The 16,281-nt window shown below is 37.0% G+C and carries 30 protein-coding genes; all 30 read left to right on the top strand.

Translation table 11 applies throughout. From position 1 onward, the window contains the following. Nucleotides 1–7 precede the first annotated feature (7 nt). Nucleotides 8–313: a 30S ribosomal protein S10 gene (gene rpsJ, locus L3049_RS09110; RefSeq protein WP_275109491.1), complete on the top strand. Its 306-nt coding sequence runs from the start codon at nucleotides 8–10 to the stop codon at nucleotides 311–313. Between the two features lie 41 nt (nucleotides 314–354). Then, on the top strand, nucleotides 355–972 hold the full coding sequence (rplC, locus tag L3049_RS09105; protein WP_275109490.1) for a 50S ribosomal protein L3: 618 nt from the start codon (nucleotides 355–357) through the stop codon (nucleotides 970–972). After that, on the top strand, nucleotides 972–1,604 hold the full coding sequence (rplD, locus tag L3049_RS09100) for a 50S ribosomal protein L4 (RefSeq protein WP_275109489.1): 633 nt from the start codon (nucleotides 972–974) through the stop codon (nucleotides 1,602–1,604). Before rplC ends, rplD begins: the two co-directional genes overlap by 1 nt. Nucleotides 1,605–1,614: 10 nt before the next feature. Next, nucleotides 1,615–1,905 (top strand): 50S ribosomal protein L23, encoded by a 291-nt coding sequence (gene rplW / locus L3049_RS09095; RefSeq protein ID WP_130307112.1) that lies wholly within the window; start codon nucleotides 1,615–1,617, stop codon nucleotides 1,903–1,905. 7 nt (nucleotides 1,906–1,912) lie between these two features. Continuing rightward, the gene (gene rplB, locus L3049_RS09090; RefSeq protein WP_275109488.1) at nucleotides 1,913–2,737 is read left to right on the top strand and encodes a 50S ribosomal protein L2; all 825 of its coding nucleotides are present in this window, start codon (nucleotides 1,913–1,915) and stop codon (nucleotides 2,735–2,737) included. 19 nt (nucleotides 2,738–2,756) lie between these two features. Then, entirely contained in the window at nucleotides 2,757–3,026 is a 270-nt protein-coding gene (rpsS, locus tag L3049_RS09085; RefSeq protein WP_130307110.1) for a 30S ribosomal protein S19, read from the top strand. A gap of 40 nt (nucleotides 3,027–3,066) precedes the next feature. After that, nucleotides 3,067–3,483, top strand: a complete 417-nt coding sequence (gene rplV, locus L3049_RS09080; RefSeq protein ID WP_275109487.1) for a 50S ribosomal protein L22 — start codon at nucleotides 3,067–3,069, stop codon at nucleotides 3,481–3,483. Between the two features lie 5 nt (nucleotides 3,484–3,488). Further along, a complete protein-coding gene (gene rpsC / locus L3049_RS09075) occupies nucleotides 3,489–4,202 on the top strand; it encodes a 30S ribosomal protein S3 (protein WP_275109486.1) in 714 nt (237 codons plus the stop codon). Nucleotides 4,203–4,228: 26 nt separating this feature from the next. Next, nucleotides 4,229–4,660: a 50S ribosomal protein L16 gene (rplP, locus tag L3049_RS09070; RefSeq protein WP_275109485.1), complete on the top strand. Its 432-nt coding sequence runs from the start codon at nucleotides 4,229–4,231 to the stop codon at nucleotides 4,658–4,660. Nucleotides 4,661–4,662: 2 nt separating this feature from the next. Further along, nucleotides 4,663–4,860 carry a 50S ribosomal protein L29 gene (gene rpmC / locus L3049_RS09065; protein ID WP_275109484.1) on the top strand — a complete coding sequence of 66 codons (198 nt, stop codon included), beginning with the start codon at nucleotides 4,663–4,665 and terminating at the stop codon, nucleotides 4,858–4,860. Between the two features lie 7 nt (nucleotides 4,861–4,867). After that, nucleotides 4,868–5,122 (top strand): 30S ribosomal protein S17, encoded by a 255-nt coding sequence (gene rpsQ / locus L3049_RS09060; protein ID WP_125030243.1) that lies wholly within the window; start codon nucleotides 4,868–4,870, stop codon nucleotides 5,120–5,122. A gap of 2 nt (nucleotides 5,123–5,124) precedes the next feature. Beyond that, nucleotides 5,125–5,490 (top strand): 50S ribosomal protein L14, encoded by a 366-nt coding sequence (gene rplN / locus L3049_RS09055; protein ID WP_275109483.1) that lies wholly within the window; start codon nucleotides 5,125–5,127, stop codon nucleotides 5,488–5,490. An 18-nt stretch (nucleotides 5,491–5,508) separates the two neighbouring features. Continuing rightward, complete coding sequence (rplX, locus tag L3049_RS09050) at nucleotides 5,509–5,832, top strand: 50S ribosomal protein L24 (protein WP_275109482.1); 324 nt, start codon at nucleotides 5,509–5,511, stop codon at nucleotides 5,830–5,832. Continuing rightward, complete coding sequence (rplE, locus tag L3049_RS09045) at nucleotides 5,832–6,386, top strand: 50S ribosomal protein L5 (protein WP_275109481.1); 555 nt, start codon at nucleotides 5,832–5,834, stop codon at nucleotides 6,384–6,386. Before rplX ends, rplE begins: the two co-directional genes overlap by 1 nt. 4 nt (nucleotides 6,387–6,390) lie before the next feature. After that, the gene (gene rpsN / locus L3049_RS09040) at nucleotides 6,391–6,660 is read left to right on the top strand and encodes a 30S ribosomal protein S14 (protein WP_275109480.1); all 270 of its coding nucleotides are present in this window, start codon (nucleotides 6,391–6,393) and stop codon (nucleotides 6,658–6,660) included. Between the two features lie 74 nt (nucleotides 6,661–6,734). Further along, nucleotides 6,735–7,130 carry a 30S ribosomal protein S8 gene (gene rpsH / locus L3049_RS09035; RefSeq protein ID WP_425440813.1) on the top strand — a complete coding sequence of 132 codons (396 nt, stop codon included), beginning with the start codon at nucleotides 6,735–6,737 and terminating at the stop codon, nucleotides 7,128–7,130. 17 nt (nucleotides 7,131–7,147) lie between these two features. Continuing rightward, on the top strand, nucleotides 7,148–7,702 hold the full coding sequence (rplF, locus tag L3049_RS09030) for a 50S ribosomal protein L6 (RefSeq protein ID WP_275109479.1): 555 nt from the start codon (nucleotides 7,148–7,150) through the stop codon (nucleotides 7,700–7,702). A gap of 18 nt (nucleotides 7,703–7,720) precedes the next feature. Next, nucleotides 7,721–8,077 carry a 50S ribosomal protein L18 gene (rplR, locus tag L3049_RS09025; RefSeq protein ID WP_275109478.1) on the top strand — a complete coding sequence of 119 codons (357 nt, stop codon included), beginning with the start codon at nucleotides 7,721–7,723 and terminating at the stop codon, nucleotides 8,075–8,077. Between the two features lie 5 nt (nucleotides 8,078–8,082). Beyond that, a complete protein-coding gene (gene rpsE, locus L3049_RS09020) occupies nucleotides 8,083–8,592 on the top strand; it encodes a 30S ribosomal protein S5 (RefSeq protein ID WP_275109477.1) in 510 nt (169 codons plus the stop codon). 10 nt (nucleotides 8,593–8,602) lie between these two features. Beyond that, nucleotides 8,603–8,779, top strand: a complete 177-nt coding sequence (rpmD, locus tag L3049_RS09015) for a 50S ribosomal protein L30 (RefSeq protein ID WP_275109476.1) — start codon at nucleotides 8,603–8,605, stop codon at nucleotides 8,777–8,779. Nucleotides 8,780–8,809: 30 nt separating this feature from the next. After that, nucleotides 8,810–9,256, top strand: coding sequence for a 50S ribosomal protein L15 (gene rplO / locus L3049_RS09010; RefSeq protein WP_275109475.1), 447 nt, complete (start codon nucleotides 8,810–8,812; stop codon nucleotides 9,254–9,256). Between the two features lie 9 nt (nucleotides 9,257–9,265). Continuing rightward, nucleotides 9,266–10,609: a preprotein translocase subunit SecY gene (gene secY / locus L3049_RS09005; RefSeq protein WP_275109474.1), complete on the top strand. Its 1,344-nt coding sequence runs from the start codon at nucleotides 9,266–9,268 to the stop codon at nucleotides 10,607–10,609. A gap of 673 nt (nucleotides 10,610–11,282) precedes the next feature. Continuing rightward, nucleotides 11,283–11,504, top strand: coding sequence for a translation initiation factor IF-1 (gene infA / locus L3049_RS09000; protein ID WP_054714084.1), 222 nt, complete (start codon nucleotides 11,283–11,285; stop codon nucleotides 11,502–11,504). 11 nt (nucleotides 11,505–11,515) lie between these two features. After that, nucleotides 11,516–11,632: a type B 50S ribosomal protein L36 gene (gene ykgO / locus L3049_RS08995; RefSeq protein ID WP_054714088.1), complete on the top strand. Its 117-nt coding sequence runs from the start codon at nucleotides 11,516–11,518 to the stop codon at nucleotides 11,630–11,632. Nucleotides 11,633–11,665: 33 nt separating this feature from the next. After that, nucleotides 11,666–12,043: a 30S ribosomal protein S13 gene (gene rpsM, locus L3049_RS08990; protein ID WP_275109473.1), complete on the top strand. Its 378-nt coding sequence runs from the start codon at nucleotides 11,666–11,668 to the stop codon at nucleotides 12,041–12,043. Nucleotides 12,044–12,053: 10 nt separating this feature from the next. After that, a complete protein-coding gene (gene rpsK / locus L3049_RS08985; RefSeq protein WP_275109472.1) occupies nucleotides 12,054–12,443 on the top strand; it encodes a 30S ribosomal protein S11 in 390 nt (129 codons plus the stop codon). A 125-nt stretch (nucleotides 12,444–12,568) separates the two neighbouring features. Beyond that, nucleotides 12,569–13,177 (top strand): 30S ribosomal protein S4, encoded by a 609-nt coding sequence (gene rpsD / locus L3049_RS08980; RefSeq protein ID WP_129252929.1) that lies wholly within the window; start codon nucleotides 12,569–12,571, stop codon nucleotides 13,175–13,177. Between the two features lie 20 nt (nucleotides 13,178–13,197). Next, on the top strand, nucleotides 13,198–14,190 hold the full coding sequence (locus L3049_RS08975) for a DNA-directed RNA polymerase subunit alpha (RefSeq protein WP_275109471.1): 993 nt from the start codon (nucleotides 13,198–13,200) through the stop codon (nucleotides 14,188–14,190). A gap of 6 nt (nucleotides 14,191–14,196) precedes the next feature. Continuing rightward, nucleotides 14,197–14,733: a 50S ribosomal protein L17 gene (rplQ, locus tag L3049_RS08970; RefSeq protein WP_425440812.1), complete on the top strand. Its 537-nt coding sequence runs from the start codon at nucleotides 14,197–14,199 to the stop codon at nucleotides 14,731–14,733. A gap of 203 nt (nucleotides 14,734–14,936) precedes the next feature. Then, nucleotides 14,937–16,220, top strand: coding sequence for a phosphopyruvate hydratase (gene eno, locus L3049_RS08965; RefSeq protein WP_275109470.1), 1,284 nt, complete (start codon nucleotides 14,937–14,939; stop codon nucleotides 16,218–16,220). Nucleotides 16,221–16,281 lie beyond the last annotated feature (61 nt).

Here is a 16,281-nt window from a genome sequence, read left to right as displayed (position 1 = left end):
TAATAATATGAGCCAGAAAATTAGAATTAAACTGAAATCTTACGATCACAACTTGGTTGACAAGTCAGCTGATAAGATTGTAAAAACAGTTAAGGCTACAGGTGCGGTAGTAAGTGGACCAATTCCACTTCCTACTCACAAGAGAATATTTACTGTTCTTCGTTCAACTTTTGTGAACAAGAAATCAAGAGAACAATTTCAGCTTTCTTCATTTAAGCGTTTAATTGACATTTACAGTTCAACTGCAAATACGATTGATGCTTTAATGAAACTTGAGTTGCCAAGTGGAGTAGAAGTTGAAATTAAGGTTTGATAGACAGTAATTGTTAGTTTTATTTTAAAACAAAAAGAGAAATGCCAGGATTAATTGGAAAAAAAATCGGAATGACTTCCGTTTACAGTGCCGAGGGAAAATGTATTCCATGCACTGTCATTGAGGCAGGTCCATGTGTCGTAACACAAGTTAAGACTCTTGAGTCTGACGGTTACGCAGCACTTCAGTTGGCTTTTGATGAAAAGAAAGAAAAGCGAACAACTAAGGCGCTAGATGGGCACTTTAAAAAGGCAAACACAACTCCAAAGAAGAAACTTGTTGAATTTTCGGATTTTGACAAAGAGTATGCTTTAGGTGAGGCTGTTACTGTTGATATTTTTGAGGACACAGTTTATGTGGACGTTGCAGGGGTATCAAAGGGTAAAGGTTTCCAAGGTGTTGTAAAACGTCATGGTTTTGGCGGAGTAGGTGGCGCGACACACGGTCAGCATAATCGTTTACGTGCACCTGGTTCTATTGGTGCTGCATCTTACCCAGCAAGAGTATTTAAGGGCATGAGAATGGCCGGACGTACTGGTGGGGACACTGTGAAGGTTCAAAACCTTCAGGTTCTTAAGGTAATTCCTGAGAACAACTTATTATTAGTTAAAGGATCTCTTCCAGGGTCTAAAGGTTCATACGTAATTATTGAAAAGTAATGGAATTAACTATTTTAAACACAGCTGGAGAAGATACAGGAAGAAAAATTGAGTTGCAAGATTCAGTTTTCGGCATCGAACCAAATGAGCACGCTATTTACTTAGATGTAAAACAATTTTTAGCAAACCAACGTCAGGGAACTCACAAGTCAAAAGAGAGAGCTGATATTTCTGGTTCAACTGCAAAAATTAAAAAGCAAAAAGGTACTGGTACAGCTCGTGCGGGTAGTATCAAGTCTCCTTTATTTCGTGGTGGTGGACGTTGTTTCGGACCACGTCCAAGAAACTACAGTTTCAAATTGAACAGAAAACTTAAGCAATTAGCTCGTAAATCTGCATTGTCAGTTAAGGCTAAAAACAACGCTTTAGTTGTTGTTGAAGATTTCAATTTTGAAGCAGTAAAGACAAAATTGTTTGTTGATCTTCAAAATAATCTGAAAGTAGCTGATAAAAAAGTACTTTTGGTTTTAAACGAAGAGAATAAAAACATATATTTGTCGTCTCGTAATTTGAAGAATGTTGAAGTTGTGCGTGTTTCTGACTTAGCAACTTATGACATTATGAAAGCTTCAACTTTGTTATTCGTTGAGAGTTCGGTTAATGGGCTCAATGAAATGTTTAAACTAAACTAAGTTTAAAAAAATGGAAATTTTATTAAAGCCCCTCGTTACCGAGAAAATGACTGACCTAAGCGAAAAATTAAATCGCGTAGGTTTCGTTGTTGATCGTAGAGCGACAAAGATCGATATTAAGAAAGCAGTTGAGAAAATGTACAACGTTAAGGTTGCGGCAGTTAATACCATGAATTATCAAGGTAAGAAGAAAAGCCGTTTTACTAAAGCTGGTGCAATTGAAGGAAGAACTGCTTCTTTTAAGAAAGCGATTATAACTTTAGTTGAAGGAGATAACATAGATTTTTATAGCAATATTTAATTAGAAAATGGCTGTACGTAAATTAAAACCTGTAACTCCTGGTCAAAGAAATAAGATCTTAAATACCTTTGAACAGGTAACTACAGACAAACCTGAGAAATCATTGTTAAGACCAATGAAAAAAACCGGTGGTAGAAATAACTCCGGTAAAATGACAATGAGATATATAGGTGGTGGTCACAAAAGAAGATATCGAGTAATCGATTTCAAAAGAGACAAGGATACTATCCCTGCCAAAGTTGTATCAATAGAGTACGATCCAAACCGTACTGCGCGCATTGCTTTGCTTGTGTATGCAGATGGTGAGAAGCGTTACATTATTGCTCCAAATGGTTTAGAGGTAGATCAAACACTTGTTTCTGGTAGAAACGTTGCTCCAGAGATCGGAAATGCAATGCCATTATCAGATATCCCATTAGGTACAATAGTTCATAATATTGAATTAAGACCCTCTCAAGGTGCTGTGATGGCTCGTAGTGCTGGTGCATATGCTCAACTCGTTTCACGTGATGGGAAATATGCAATGATCAAATTGCCTTCGGGAGAAGTTAGAATGATTCTTGTTACCTGTAAAGCTACAATCGGTACTGTTTCTAATAGCGATCACGCTCTAGAAAGAAGTGGTAAAGCTGGTCGTACTCGCTGGTTAGGTAGAAGACCTCGTGTTCGTGGTGTAGTGATGAATCCAGTTGATCACCCAATGGGTGGTGGTGAAGGTAAATCTTCAGGTGGACATCCACGCTCTAGAACAGGAGTCTTGGCAAAAGGTTTCAAAACCAGAGCTAAGAAGAATGCTTCTAATAAGTATATCGTTGAAAGAAGGAAAAAATAATTTGATTAACTAAGTTGTTATGAGTCGTTCATTAAAAAAAGGCCCTTTTATCGATTTCAAATTGGATAAAAGAGTAGTAGAACAAAACGAGTCAGGTAAAAAATCAGTGATTAAAACCTGGTCACGTCGTTCTATGATCTCTCCAGATTTCGTAGGCCACACGATTGCCGTTCACAACGGAAATAAATTCATCCCAGTATATGTTACTGAAAATATGGTAGGTCATAAACTAGGAGAATTTGCGCCAACTCGTACCTTTAGAGGTCACGCTGATAAGAAAAAACGTTAAGCGTGACGTTGGTTTTAATTAACATTTTGAATTCATAGAAATGGGAGCTAGAAAAAGAATAAAAGCAAACCAAATAAAGGAGCAAAATTTAAGCAAAGCATTTGCTAGCTTAAAGAATGTTCCTACTTCGCCCCGCAAAATGCGCCTTGTTGCCGATATGGTAAGAGGTATGGAGGTGAACCGAGCTTTAGATGTACTTCGTTTCAGTCCAAAAGAAGCATCAACTCGCGTAGAAAAACTATTGCTTTCTGCTATTGCCAACTGGCAAGCTAAGAATGAAGGACAAAGACTAGAGGAAAGTGCACTATATGTGAAAGAAATTTCAGTAGATTCTGCACGTATCCTTAAGCGTCTAAGACCTGCACCTCAAGGAAGAGCACATAGAATTAAAAAGAGATCAAATCATGTAACTATATTACTTGGTAGCAAAACTGCCGAAAGTGATAATAAAGAATAGTTAGAATGGGACAAAAAGTAAATCCAATAGGGAATCGACTAGGAATCATCAGAGGATGGGATTCTAACTGGTTTGGTGGAAAAAACTACGGTGAGAAGCTTGTTGAAGATACAAAACTTCGTAAGTATCTAAATGCTCGTTTAGCAAAAGCAAGTATTTCTAAAATCATAATTGAAAGAACTCTTAAACTAATCACTATTACTATCAACACTGCACGACCTGGTATTATTATCGGTAAAGGTGGTCAGGAAGTAGATAAGTTGAAAGAAGAGTTGAAGAAGATTACTGACAAAGAAGTACAAATTAACATCTTTGAAATTAAGCGTCCTGAGTTGGATGCCGTAATCGTCGCTAATAATATTGCTCGTCAAATTGAAGGTCGTATCGCCTACAGAAGAGCAACTAAGATGGCCATTGCTTCTACAATGAGAATGGGTGCTGAAGGAATTAAGATTCAAATCTCAGGCCGTTTGAATGGAGCAGAGATGGCACGTTCTGAAATGTATAAAGAAGGACGTACTCCTCTTCACACTTTAAGAGCAAATATTGATTACTGTTTAGCTGAAGCTTTAACAACTTATGGCTTACTAGGAATCAAAGTTTGGATCTGTAAAGGTGAGATTTATGGGAAACCAGATTTAACTCCAAATGCTGGATTGCGCGATGCTCGTGCACCAAAAGGTGGAAAATCAGGTTTTAATAGAAGAAAAAAGAAGTAGTCTTTAAATTTTAATGTATTAGTACGATGTTACAACCAAAAAGGACTAAATTTAGGAGACAACAAAAGGGAAGAATGAAAGGTAACGCACAGCGCGGAACTGAATTAGCATTCGGATCTTTTGGAATTAAATCACTTGAAACAAAGTGGTTAACAGGTCGCCAGATTGAAGCTGCTCGTGTTGCAGTAACCCGATATATGCAAAGACAAGGTCAACTGTGGATCAGAGTATTCCCGGATAAGCCTATCACTAAGAAGCCTGCAGAGGTACGTATGGGTAAAGGTAAGGGTTCACCAGAAGGATTCGTTGCTCCTGTTTCACCAGGAAGAATGTTATTCGAGTGTGAAGGTGTACCTTTTGAAGTAGCAAAAGAGGCTTTACGTCTTGCTGCTCAAAAATTGCCTGTTACTACAAAGTTTGTCGTAAGACGTGATTATGTTGAAAATTCAAATGATTAATCATGAAGAATTCGGAAATTAAAGAGTTAACAACACAGGAAATAGTAGAAAAGTTGGACGCTGAAAGATCAGCATTAACTCGCTTCAACCTAAATCACGCTATTTCACCTTTGGAGAATCCTTTACAAATCAAGGAAACCAGACGTAATATTGCAAAATTAATGACGGAAAAGCGTCAGAGGCAATTAACTGAAAAGTAAAAAAGTGATGGAAAGAAACCTTAGAAAAGAACGTATCGGGGTAGTGGTAAGCGACAAAATGGATAAAACCATTACTGTTGCAGTTCACACTAAAGAAAAACACCCTATTTACGGAAAGTTCGTGAACAAGACTAAGAAATATACTGCTCACGACGAAGAAAACACCTGCAATGAAGGTGATACCGTAAAGATCATGGAGACCCGACCTTTGAGTAAAAATAAGACTTGGAGATTAGTTGAACTTATTGAAAGAGCTAAGTAATCATGATACAAACAGAAAGTAGACTATTAGTAGCTGATAACAGCGGAGCCAAAGAAGTTCTTTGTATCCGTGTGTTAGGCGGAACCAAGAAACGTTATGCCTCAATTGGCGATAAGATTGTGGTTACCGTTAAGAACTCAATCCCAGGTTCCGAAATGAAAAAAGGAACAGTAACAAAAGCTGTTGTTGTTCGTGTAAAAAAAGAGATTAGAAGAAATGATGGGTCTTATATCCGCTTTGACGATAATGCTTGTGTGTTATTGAATACAGCAGAAGAGATGAGAGGAACCCGTATTTTTGGACCTGTTGCAAGAGAACTACGTGAAACAAACATGAAGATCGTATCTCTAGCACCAGAAGTATTATAATCTTGTAAACTTAGAACAATGCGAAAAAAGTTACATATTAAAAAGGGTGATACCGTAATTGTAAACGCAGGGGAATCTAAAGGCCAGGAAGGTAAAGTATTAGAAGTTCTTGTTGACAAGCAACGTGCGATCGTTGAAGGTGTTAACATGATGTCTAAACATACTAAACCTAACGCAGCTAACCCTCAAGGCGGTATTATTAAGCAAGAGGCTCCTATTCACATTTCAAATTTGAATGTGAAGGATCCTTCTACCGGGGCAGCGACCCGTATTGGTAGAAAATTGAATGACAATAACAAATTAGTTAGATACGCTAAAAAGTCAGGGGAGGAGATTAAGTAATGAGTTATATACCATCTCTTAGAAAACAGTATACAGAAGAAGTTGTTCCAGCTTTAGTGAAGGAATTTAACTACAAATCTGTAATGCAAGTTCCTAGATTAACGAAGATAGTACTTAATCAAGGTGTTGGACAAGCAATTGCTGACAAAAAAGTTTTAGAGTTCTCATTGAATGAATTAACTTCAATCACTGGACAGAAAGCTGTATCAACTCTATCAAGTAAAGATATTTCTAACTTTAAGTTACGTAAGGGTATGCCAATTGGTACTACTGTTACATTACGCCGCGAGCGCATGTACGAATTTCTTGAGAAATTAATTCGTGTTGCTTTGCCACGTATACGTGACTTCAAAGGTATTAATAGTAAGCTTGATGGACGTGGAAACTATACATTAGGTATTGAAGAGCAAATCATTTTCCCTGAAATCATTCTTGATGAAGTGAATAAGATTATGGGTATGAATATTACCTTTGTTACTTCAGCAAATACCGATGAAGAAGCCTACGCTCTTTTGAAAGAATTTGGATTACCATTTAAAAACATTAAAAAGTAATAAGATGGCTAAAGAATCAATGAAAGCTCGCGAAGTTAAGCGTCAAAAGTTAGTAGAAAAGTACGCTGCTAAAAGAGCTAAATTAAAAGAGGAAGGTGACTACATCGGTCTTAGTCGTTTACCTAAAAATTCTTCACCTGTTAGATTACATAACAGATGTAAGTTAACTGGTCGTCCTAAGGGATACATGAGACAGTTCGGTTTAAGTCGTATCACTTTCCGTGAGATGGCTCATTCAGGATTAATCCCAGGTGTTAAGAAGGCAAGTTGGTAACCAACAACGTTTGTAAAAGAACTATTGTTAAATATTGTCCCGAGCAATCGGGATCAATTTAATTTTTTATAAAAATGACAGATCCAATAGCAGATTTTCTTACGCGTTTAAGAAATGCAATTATGGCTAACCACAGAGTGGTTGAAATTCCTGCATCAAACGTAAAAAAGGAAATGACAAAAATTCTTAAGGATAAAGGATATATCCTTAATTACAAATTTGAGGATGATGGTTTGCAAGGCAAAATTAAAATTGCTTTGAAATATCATCCAGAGTCTAAGATTCCAGCAATTAAGGATCTTAAGCGTGTCTCTAAGCCAGGTTTAAGAAAATATTGTGGAGCTACTGAATTACCTCGCGTACTTAACGGTTTAGGTATTGCTATCCTTTCTACTTCTCAGGGAGTAATGACAGATAAGGAAGCACGCCAAAAGCACGTTGGTGGTGAAGTATTGTGTTTCGTTTACTAATTTAGGGAGGATAAGAAATGTCAAGAATTGGAAAATTACCTATCGTTTTGCCTGCCGGAATTGAAGTAAAGGTAAACAAAGATAATTCAGTGGTGGTTAAAGGGCCTAAAGGTGAATTAACCCAACAGGTTAATCCTGTAATCAAAGTAACTGTTGAAGAAAACTCTATCGTTTTAGAGCGTCCAACGGATCAGAAGCCTCATAAAGCAATGCATGGTCTTTATCGTTCATTAATCAGCAACATGGTTGTTGGTGTAACTGAAGGGTACAAAACTGAGCAAGAGCTTGTAGGTGTAGGTTACCGTGCGACTTCTAAAGGTCAGATCTTAGAGTTGGCTCTAGGTTTCTCTCACTTGATTCATATGGAGATTGCACCAGAAGTTAAAGTAACTGCTGTTACTGACAAGCGTGCTAATCCAATTATTACTCTTGAGAGTTGCGATAAGCAATTGATTGGACAGGTTGCTGCAAAGATTCGTTCTTTCAGAAAACCTGAGCCGTATAAAGGAAAAGGTGTTAAATTTGTTGGAGAGCAGCTAAGAAGAAAAGCTGGTAAATCTGCGGGTAAATAATTTCTAAAACAGTAAATTATGGCTTTAACTAAGCGCGAAAGAAGACTTAGAATTAAAAGAAGAGTTCGTAAGTCAATTTCTGGAACTGCCGAAAGACCAAGAATGTCAGTTTTTCGTTCAAATAAGCAGATTTCAGTACAGATTATAGATGATGTTACTGGGAAAACCATATTATCTATTTCATCTCTAGTAAAAGAAATTGCTGAGAAGAATGGTAATAAATCAGAGCAAGCAGAATTCGTAGGGCAAGCAATTGCTGAGAAAGCTGCTACTGCAGGTATTTCTGAAGTAGTGTTTGATAGAAATGGTTACTTATACCATGGTAGAATTAAATCTTTAGCGGACGCTGCTCGTAAAGGTGGCCTTAAATTTTAAATATTATGGCAGATAAGAATATTAAGACTAGCGACGCAGAACTTAAGGATAAACTGGTTGCAATTAATCGTGTTACTAAGGTAACAAAAGGTGGACGTACTTTTAGCTTTTCAGCAATTGTAGTTGTTGGAAACGAGAATGGTTTAGTAGGTTGGGGGCTTGGAAAAGCAAACGAGGTTACTACAGCTATCTCAAAAGGTGTTGACGCTGCTAAGAAAAATTTGATTAAGGTTCCAGTACTTAAAGGAACTATTCCTCACGAGCAACTTGCACGTTTTGGTGGAGCAGAGGTTTTTATTAAGCCTGCTTCTCATGGTACCGGGGTAAAAGCTGGTGGTGCAATGCGTGCCGTACTTGAGAGTGTTGGTGTTACTGATGTACTTGCAAAGTCAAAAGGATCATCAAACCCTCATAACCTTGTGAAAGCTACTATTGAAGCTCTTGGAGAACTAAGAGATGCACATACTGTAGCTGATCAAAGAGGTGTTTCATTAGATAAAGTGTTTAACGGTTAAACTAAAGGAAATGGCTAAGATTAAAATTACCCAAGTTAAGAGTAAAATTGGTAGTAACGCTCGCCAGAAGAAAACTTTAGAAGCATTGGGATTGAAAAAGATCAATGGTACTGTTGAGCATGAGGCTACACCTCAAATTAAAGGAATGGTTGCAAAGGTGAGTCACCTAGTTACCGTTGAAGAATAATAATTGTTAATATTTTAGCATACATATATTATGGACTTAAGTAACTTAAAACCCGCAGCTGGCTCTGTTAAGACAAATAAAAGAATTGGTCGCGGTCAAGGATCTGGTAGAGGTGGTACCTCTACCAAAGGTCATAAAGGACAAAAGTCAAGATCTGGATACTCGAAGAAAGTTGGTTTTGAAGGTGGTCAAATGCCTTTGCAACGTCGAGTTCCTAAGTTTGGATTTAAGAACATTAATAGAGTTGAATACAAAGCTATTAATGTTGAAGTATTGCAAGTATTAGCTGAGAAAAACAACCTTACTACAATTGATGTAGAAGTTTTAGTTAACGCAGGAATGTGTAGCAAAAACGACAAAGTCAAAGTTTTAGGTAATGGTGTATTATCTGCTAAGCTTGAAGTTAAAGCTCATGCGTTCTCGAAATCAGCTCAAGCAGCGATTGAAAAAGTAGAGGGAACTGTTGTTAAATTGTAAGATTAGATAATGAAAGGTTTAATAGATACATTGAAGAACATCTGGAAGATTGAAGATTTAAGATCAAGAATCTTAACAACTTTAGCTCTTCTATTGGTTTACCGTTTAGGTACCATGATAGTGTTGCCGGGGATAGACCCAGCTCACTTAGGCGCGTTAAAATCTCAAACTGCTGATGGAGTACTCGGTTTGTTAGATATGTTTTCAGGCGGAGCATTTTCGAATGCCTCAATTTTTGCCCTAGGAATCATGCCTTACATCTCTGCATCTATCGTTATCCAGTTAATGGGAATTGCTGTACCTTACTTTCAGCGTTTACAACGTGAAGGTGAGAGCGGTCGACGTAAAATCAATCAGATTACACGTTACCTAACCGTCGTTATTCTTATTCTTCAAGCACCAGGATATTTATTAAACCTACATTCGCAATTGCCTGAACAAGCTTTCATTTTGAAAGGCGCTTTCTTTACAGCATCTTCAGTGGCTATTCTTGCAGCCGGATCAATGTTTATCATGTGGTTGGGTGAAAAGATTACAGACAAAGGGATTGGAAACGGTATTTCTATCATCATCATGATTGGTATTATTGCTCGTTTACCATTTAACTTTGTAGCTGAACTTGGATCAAGATTAGAAGGACAAGGTGGTGGATTAATTCTACTAGTTCTTGAAATCGTAATTTTGTTTGTTGTTTTTGCTCTTACTATTCTTTTAGTACAGGGTACAAGAAAGATTCCGGTACAGTATGCTAAGCGTATTGTTGGGAATAAGCAATATGGTGGTGTTCGTCAGTACATTCCTTTAAAAGTGAATGCAGCTGGTGTTATGCCAATCATCTTTGCTCAGGCTATTATGTTCTTGCCAATGGCATTTGTGAACTATGCGAGTTCAGATTCATTATCAGGAGTTGCTGCTGCTTTAAGTAACTACACAGGATTTTATTACAATGCTTTGTTCTTTGTAATGATTGTGCTGTTCACTTATTTTTACACGGCTATTACAGTTAATCCAACGCAAATGGCTGAGGATATGAAGAAAAACGGTGGTTTTATTCCAGGTGTTAAACCAGGTAAGAAAACTGTTGACTTCTTAGATACTGTAATGTCTCGAATCACTTTACCAGGATCATTATTCTTAGGTTGGGTTGCAATTATGCCTGCCTTTGCAATGTTAGCTGGTATTAATAGTGGTTTTGCACAATTCTTTGGAGGTACTTCATTATTGATTTTAGTAGGTGTTGTTTTGGATACTCTGCAACAAATCGAAAGTCATCTATTGATGCGTCATTACGATGGTTTGATGAAGTCTGGAAGAATTAAAGGTAAATCTCCGGCAGGAGCTGCTGCTTATTAAAATATTTTTGCTTTCTTTGCAAAATGATTTTTGGCAAAGCTGGGGATTTGATTTAGTTGCTTATTATGAGTAACTTACTAATAGCGAAATCTTTAGGTGTAATATCGAAAGAATTAGCTTTAGAACTCAATTTTCCGATTTGTTAAAATTGCAAAGGAGTAAATAAGAAACTATGGCATAAAACCAAGGTTTCTTGGTTACGATGGATTCCAGAATACCTTTTGTTTTAATTAACTAGTAGGTTGTTCAAGGAATTCCATCTAGCTTTTAGCTGAAATAGGGAGATGTTGTTTCCTGTGATTATGAGGTTTGTTGAATTGTTTTTTGATAATTTATATAAGACCTTTACTATTGGTTCAGTACTCCTACATTCAGCAACTGTTGAAGGTTATCAGAAGAGTTTTTACAGAGTAGTAAAAAATATTGATGGTAATCATTAGGCGAAATAGGTTTTGCCATACGAAGCGTGCAGAGAGTCATTGAATTTCTGCTGTAAGAAAGATGGGAAGACAAGGAATTGGAGAAATCTTCATGAAGAGCCATTAGTTCTGGATTATTGAAAAAAGGACGTGGATTGAAATTGTGAGAAGAAATGGTGATTGTAAAATGATCTGATCCTGTCCAGTTTTGAATTTATTGAGGAATAAAATAACATATAATACAATTATTACTTATGGCTAAACAGCCTTCAATAGAACAAGACGGTACCATTACCGAAGCATTATCAAATGCAATGTTTCGCGTAGAACTTGAGAACGGACATGTGATAACAGCACATATCTCCGGGAAAATGAGAATGCACTATATTAAGATCTTGCCTGGGGATAAGGTTAAAGTGGAAATGTCACCATACGATCTTACTAAAGGGCGCATTACTTTTAGATACAAAAATTAAATTTCGATAAAATGAAGGTAAGAGCATCTGTAAAGAAACGTTCTGAAGATTGTAAGATCGTTAGAAGAAAAGGACGTTTGTATGTGATTAATAAAAAGAATCCTAAGTTTAAACAACGTCAAGGATAATTAAGTTAACTTGTAAATAAATAAATAAATTTTATGGCTAGAATTGTTGGAGTCGATTTGCCTCAAAACAAAAGAGGAGTTATTAGTTTAACTTACATCTTTGGAATTGGTAGAAGCGCCGCTAAACAAATCCTTGATGAAGCTGGTGTTAATTACGACACTAAAGTTAAGGACTGGACAGATGATGAAGCTGGAAAAATTCGTCAGGCTATTAACGCTACCTTCAAAGTAGAAGGTGAGTTGCGTTCTTTAAATCAACTGAACATTAAGCGTTTGATGGATATCGGATGTTATAGAGGAATTCGTCACCGTGTTGGTTTACCATTGCGTGGACAGAGAACTAAAAATAACTCCCGTACTAGAAAGGGTAAGAGAAAAACAGTTGCAAACAAAAAGAAAGCAACTAAATAATTGTTAAGTTATGGCAAAGAAGTCAGTATCAGTTAAAAAGAAAGTTGTGAAGGTTGAAGCGCTAGGACAAGTGCACATCCACTCATCATTCAACAACATTATTATCTCAATGACCAATAACACTGGTCAGGTTATTTCTTGGTCATCGGCCGGTAAAATGGGATTTAGAGGTTCTAAGAAGAATACTCCATATGCAGCTCAACAAGCAGCATCCGATTGTGCTAAAGTTGCTCATGATCTAGGTTTGAGAAAAGTTAAAGTATACGTTAAAGGTCCAGGAAACGGACGTGAATCTGCTATCCGTGCAGTAAATGCTTGCGGAATTGATATCGCAGAAATCATCGATGTAACTCCACTACCACACAATGGTTGTAGACCACCGAAAAGACGTAGAGTATAATTAAAAATGCATCTAAAGAATTTGAATTAGTTTTATTGATATCCTCTCTAAAAAACGCGGCATTTTCATAATTCAAATCTTAATGCAAAGTTTCTATTTTTAGAAAAAATTAAATTTAATAAGAGATGGCTAGATATATAGGACCAAAGAGTAAAATTGCTAGAAAATTTGGAGAGCCAATTTTTGGACCTGATAAGGCATTTGAAAATAAAAACTACCCTCCAGGACAGCACGGTAATAGCCGTAGAAGATCAAAGATGTCTGAATACGGGGTTCAGTTGAAAGAGAAGCAAAAAGTAAAATACACTTATGGTGTGTTAGAAAAGCAATTCTCTAACTTATTTAAAAAGGCCGCAAGAAGTAAAGGTATTACTGGTGAAGTATTGTTACAACTCCTAGAATGTCGTTTAGATAACGTTGTTTACAGATTAGGCGTTGCTCCAACAAGATCAGCTGCTCGTCAGTTGGTAAGCCATAAACATATTACTGTAAACGGTCAGGTTTGTAATATCGCTTCATTTTCAGTAAAAGCCGGGGATATCGTAGGAGTTCGTGAAAAATCGAAGTCTTTAATTGCTATTACCGATTCTTTATCTACTGCAAGATACAACCAAGCATCTTGGTTGGAGTGGGATCAAACTTCACTTAGTGGTAAGTTTTTAAACATTCCAGAAAGAACTGAAATTCCTGAGAACATCAAGGAGCAGTTAATCGTTGAATTGTATTCTAAATAAAAATAGTTAATCAATATTTTATGGCAATATTAGCTTTCCAAAAACCGGACAAAGTTATTATGCTCGACGCTGACGATAGATTCGGAAAATTCGAATTTCGTCCATTAGAGCCAGGATATGGTATTACAATAGGTAACGCCTTAAGAAGAATTTTACTTTCTTCTCTAGAGGGGTACGCTATAACTACTATTAAGGTTCAAGGTGTTGATCATGAGTTTTCTACTGTACCAGGTGTTATTGAGGACGTAACCGAAATGATCCTGAACTTGAAACAAGTTCGGTTTAAACAAAAAGTTGAAGAAGTTGACAGCGAGTTGGTAACTGTTACCATTTCGGATCAAGAAACTTTTACAGCAGGCGATATTAACAAGTTCCTAACCGGTTTCGAAGTGTTGAATCCTGAGCTTGTGATTTGCAGAATGGATAGCTCTGCCAAATTACAATTGGATTTAACTATCAACAAAGGTCGTGGTTATATTCCTTCTGTAGAGAATAAACCTGTTGATGCTGAATTTGGAGTAATTCCAATTGATGCTATTCACACACCAATTAAGAACGTCAAGTTCGATGTTGAGAACTACCGTGTAGAGCAGAAGACTGACTATGAAAAGTTAGTATTCGAGATTACGACTGATGGTTCAATTCATCCCAAAGAGGCGTTAAAAGAAGCTGCGAAAATTCTTATTTATCACTTCATGCTATTCTCAGATGAAAAGATTACTCTTGACACTGATGAGAAATTTGCAAACGAAGAGTTTGATGAAGAAGTATTGCACATGCGTCAACTTCTTAAGACTAAATTGGTAGACATGGATCTTTCTGTTAGAGCATTGAACTGCTTGAAAGCTGCTGATGTTGATACATTAGGAGAATTAGTTCAATTCAACAGAAACGACCTATTGAAATTTAGAAACTTTGGTAAGAAGTCCTTAACCGAGCTTGATGACTTATTAGAGTCATTGAATCTTACTTTCGGTATGGATATTTCTAAGTATAAATTAGATAAGGAATAAGGTAAAATGAGACATAGAAAAAGATTCAATCACCTAGGAAGAAAAGCTGCCCACAGAAAGGCTATGCTTTCAAATATGGCGTCTTCTTTAATCTTACACAAAAGAATCAGTACAACTACTGCTAAAGCTAAAGCTTTAAAAATGTATGTAGAGCCATTGATTACTAAAAGTAAGGAAGATACTACTCACTCAAGACGTGTTGTTTTTAGCTACTTAAAGCAAAAAGAAGCCGTTACTGAGTTGTTCAGAGAAGTTTCAGTTAAGGTTGCGACTCGTAACGGAGGTTACACTCGTATTCTTAAGACAGGAAATCGTTTAGGAGATAACGCAGAAATGTGTATTATCGAGCTAGTTGATTTCAATGAGACTTACGTAACAGAGAAAAAAGCTGAAGTTAAGAAAACTACACGTAGAAGACGTAGTTCTGCAAAAACTGTTGAAGCGCAAGCAACAACAGAAACTGTAGAAGAAACTAAAGCAGAAGCGAAGTCTGAAGAGACTCCAAAAACTGCTGAGGATACAACTAACAAGGAAGAAAAATAGAACTTCCTTCTACAATATCAAAAGGGATAAAGTCTAACTTTATCCCTTTTTTAATGCCCTAAAGATTTTTCCAACGTTTGCGTAAAATATTTGGTATGTTTTAGAATACTTCATACCAGTTTATTGCATTAATTTACCGAAATTTAGGGTTGAAAATAAAGAAGTAAAATTGTTACTATTATAATTTTTTTAATACGTAAGTTATGTCAGAAATTGTAAAGATTCACGGTCGTGAGATTCTTGACTCACGTGGAAATCCAACTATCGAAGTAGAAGTAACACTTGCAAGTGGTTATATGGGACGCGCTGGTGTTCCTTCCGGAGCTTCTACAGGTGAAAATGAAGCCTTGGAGCTTCGTGATGGTGATAAGTCACGTTACTTAGGAAAAGGTGTGTTAAAAGCTGTTGAAAACGTGAATAACGTTATCGCTCCTGCTTTAATCGGTATGGATGCAACTAACCAAGTTGCTATCGATAAGGCAATGATCGCTCTTGACGGTACTAAAACAAAATCAAAATTAGGTGCTAATGCTATGTTAGGTGTATCTTTGGCTGCTGCTAAAGCCGCTGCTGCATACTCTGAGTTACCATTGTACCGTTATATCGGTGGAGCTAATGCTAACGTTCTTCCGGTTCCTATGATGAACATCATTAATGGTGGATCTCACTCTGATGCGACTATCGCATTCCAGGAGTTCATGATTCGTCCTATTGGTGCTCCATCTTTCCGTGAGGCTTTAAGAATGGGTGCTGAAGTATTTCACGCTCTTGCTAAAGTACTTAAAGGTAAAAATCTTTCTACTGCTGTAGGTGACGAAGGTGGTTTCGCTCCAATGTTGGGTGGTACTGAAGAAGCTATCGAGTGTATCCTTACTGCTGTTAAAAACGCTGGTTACAAGCCTGGTCGTAAAGAAGATGGTGGTGATGTTTCTATCGCAATGGACTGTGCTGCTTCTGAGTTTTTCAAGGATGGTGTATATGACTATAGCATTTTTGAGCCAAACGGAGCTAAGAGAAACTCTGAAGAACAAGCTGCTTATTTAGCTGAGTTAATCGCTAAGTACCCAATTGATTCTATCGAAGATGGTATGGACGAAGGTGACTGGGATGGATGGGTTGCTTTAAATGCTCTTATCGGTGACAAGTGTCAGATCGTAGGTGACGATTTATTCGTAACTAACGTTGACTACTTAGCTAAAGGTATCGAGCTTAAGGCTGCTAACTCTATCTTGATTAAGGTAAACCAAATTGGTACTTTAACTGAGACGTTAAATGCTATTGAAATGGCTCACCGTGCGGGTTATACTTCAGTAACTTCTCACCGTTCTGGTGAAACTGAAGATGCTACTATCGCTGACATTTCTGTTGCTACAAATGCCGGACAGATTAAAACTGGTTCTTTGAGCCGTTCTGACCGTATGGCTAAGTACAATCAATTACTTCGTATTGAAGAAGAATTGGGAGCTAACGCTAAATTTGGATGTTAATCCATATTTTATAAAAACAAAAAAGGGATCTTTTCAGATCCCTTTTTTTTATATGTGAAAT

Source organism: Labilibaculum sp. DW002 (assembly GCF_029029525.1).
Classification (GTDB): domain Bacteria; phylum Bacteroidota; class Bacteroidia; order Bacteroidales; family Marinifilaceae; genus Paralabilibaculum; species Paralabilibaculum antarcticum.
Note: the sequence above shows the minus strand (reverse complement) of the source record. Positions and strands in the feature narration are given on the sequence as shown.

Bases quoted from the DNA above. Each gene is read 5' to 3' on its own strand.
- rpsJ (WP_275109491.1), top strand. From the start codon at position 8: ATGAGCCAGAAAATTAGAATTAAACTGAAATCTTACGATCACAACTTG.
- rplC (WP_275109490.1), top strand. From the start codon at position 355: ATGCCAGGATTAATTGGAAAAAAAATCGGAATGACTTCCGTTTACAGT.
- rplD (WP_275109489.1), top strand. From the start codon at position 972: ATGGAATTAACTATTTTAAACACAGCTGGAGAAGATACAGGAAGAAAA.
- rplW (WP_130307112.1), top strand. From the start codon at position 1,615: ATGGAAATTTTATTAAAGCCCCTCGTTACCGAGAAAATGACTGACCTA.
- rplB (WP_275109488.1), top strand. From the start codon at position 1,913: ATGGCTGTACGTAAATTAAAACCTGTAACTCCTGGTCAAAGAAATAAG.
- rpsS (WP_130307110.1), top strand. From the start codon at position 2,757: ATGAGTCGTTCATTAAAAAAAGGCCCTTTTATCGATTTCAAATTGGAT.
- rplV (WP_275109487.1), top strand. From the start codon at position 3,067: ATGGGAGCTAGAAAAAGAATAAAAGCAAACCAAATAAAGGAGCAAAAT.
- rpsC (WP_275109486.1), top strand. From the start codon at position 3,489: ATGGGACAAAAAGTAAATCCAATAGGGAATCGACTAGGAATCATCAGA.
- rplP (WP_275109485.1), top strand. From the start codon at position 4,229: ATGTTACAACCAAAAAGGACTAAATTTAGGAGACAACAAAAGGGAAGA.
- rpmC (WP_275109484.1), top strand. From the start codon at position 4,663: ATGAAGAATTCGGAAATTAAAGAGTTAACAACACAGGAAATAGTAGAA.
- rpsQ (WP_125030243.1), top strand. From the start codon at position 4,868: ATGGAAAGAAACCTTAGAAAAGAACGTATCGGGGTAGTGGTAAGCGAC.
- rplN (WP_275109483.1), top strand. From the start codon at position 5,125: ATGATACAAACAGAAAGTAGACTATTAGTAGCTGATAACAGCGGAGCC.
- rplX (WP_275109482.1), top strand. From the start codon at position 5,509: ATGCGAAAAAAGTTACATATTAAAAAGGGTGATACCGTAATTGTAAAC.
- rplE (WP_275109481.1), top strand. From the start codon at position 5,832: ATGAGTTATATACCATCTCTTAGAAAACAGTATACAGAAGAAGTTGTT.
- rpsN (WP_275109480.1), top strand. From the start codon at position 6,391: ATGGCTAAAGAATCAATGAAAGCTCGCGAAGTTAAGCGTCAAAAGTTA.
- rpsH (WP_425440813.1), top strand. From the start codon at position 6,735: ATGACAGATCCAATAGCAGATTTTCTTACGCGTTTAAGAAATGCAATT.
- rplF (WP_275109479.1), top strand. From the start codon at position 7,148: ATGTCAAGAATTGGAAAATTACCTATCGTTTTGCCTGCCGGAATTGAA.
- rplR (WP_275109478.1), top strand. From the start codon at position 7,721: ATGGCTTTAACTAAGCGCGAAAGAAGACTTAGAATTAAAAGAAGAGTT.
- rpsE (WP_275109477.1), top strand. From the start codon at position 8,083: ATGGCAGATAAGAATATTAAGACTAGCGACGCAGAACTTAAGGATAAA.
- rpmD (WP_275109476.1), top strand. From the start codon at position 8,603: ATGGCTAAGATTAAAATTACCCAAGTTAAGAGTAAAATTGGTAGTAAC.
- rplO (WP_275109475.1), top strand. From the start codon at position 8,810: ATGGACTTAAGTAACTTAAAACCCGCAGCTGGCTCTGTTAAGACAAAT.
- secY (WP_275109474.1), top strand. From the start codon at position 9,266: ATGAAAGGTTTAATAGATACATTGAAGAACATCTGGAAGATTGAAGAT.
- infA (WP_054714084.1), top strand. From the start codon at position 11,283: ATGGCTAAACAGCCTTCAATAGAACAAGACGGTACCATTACCGAAGCA.
- ykgO (WP_054714088.1), top strand. From the start codon at position 11,516: ATGAAGGTAAGAGCATCTGTAAAGAAACGTTCTGAAGATTGTAAGATC.
- rpsM (WP_275109473.1), top strand. From the start codon at position 11,666: ATGGCTAGAATTGTTGGAGTCGATTTGCCTCAAAACAAAAGAGGAGTT.
- rpsK (WP_275109472.1), top strand. From the start codon at position 12,054: ATGGCAAAGAAGTCAGTATCAGTTAAAAAGAAAGTTGTGAAGGTTGAA.
- rpsD (WP_129252929.1), top strand. From the start codon at position 12,569: ATGGCTAGATATATAGGACCAAAGAGTAAAATTGCTAGAAAATTTGGA.
- L3049_RS08975 (WP_275109471.1), top strand. From the start codon at position 13,198: ATGGCAATATTAGCTTTCCAAAAACCGGACAAAGTTATTATGCTCGAC.
- rplQ (WP_425440812.1), top strand. From the start codon at position 14,197: ATGAGACATAGAAAAAGATTCAATCACCTAGGAAGAAAAGCTGCCCAC.
- eno (WP_275109470.1), top strand. From the start codon at position 14,937: ATGTCAGAAATTGTAAAGATTCACGGTCGTGAGATTCTTGACTCACGT.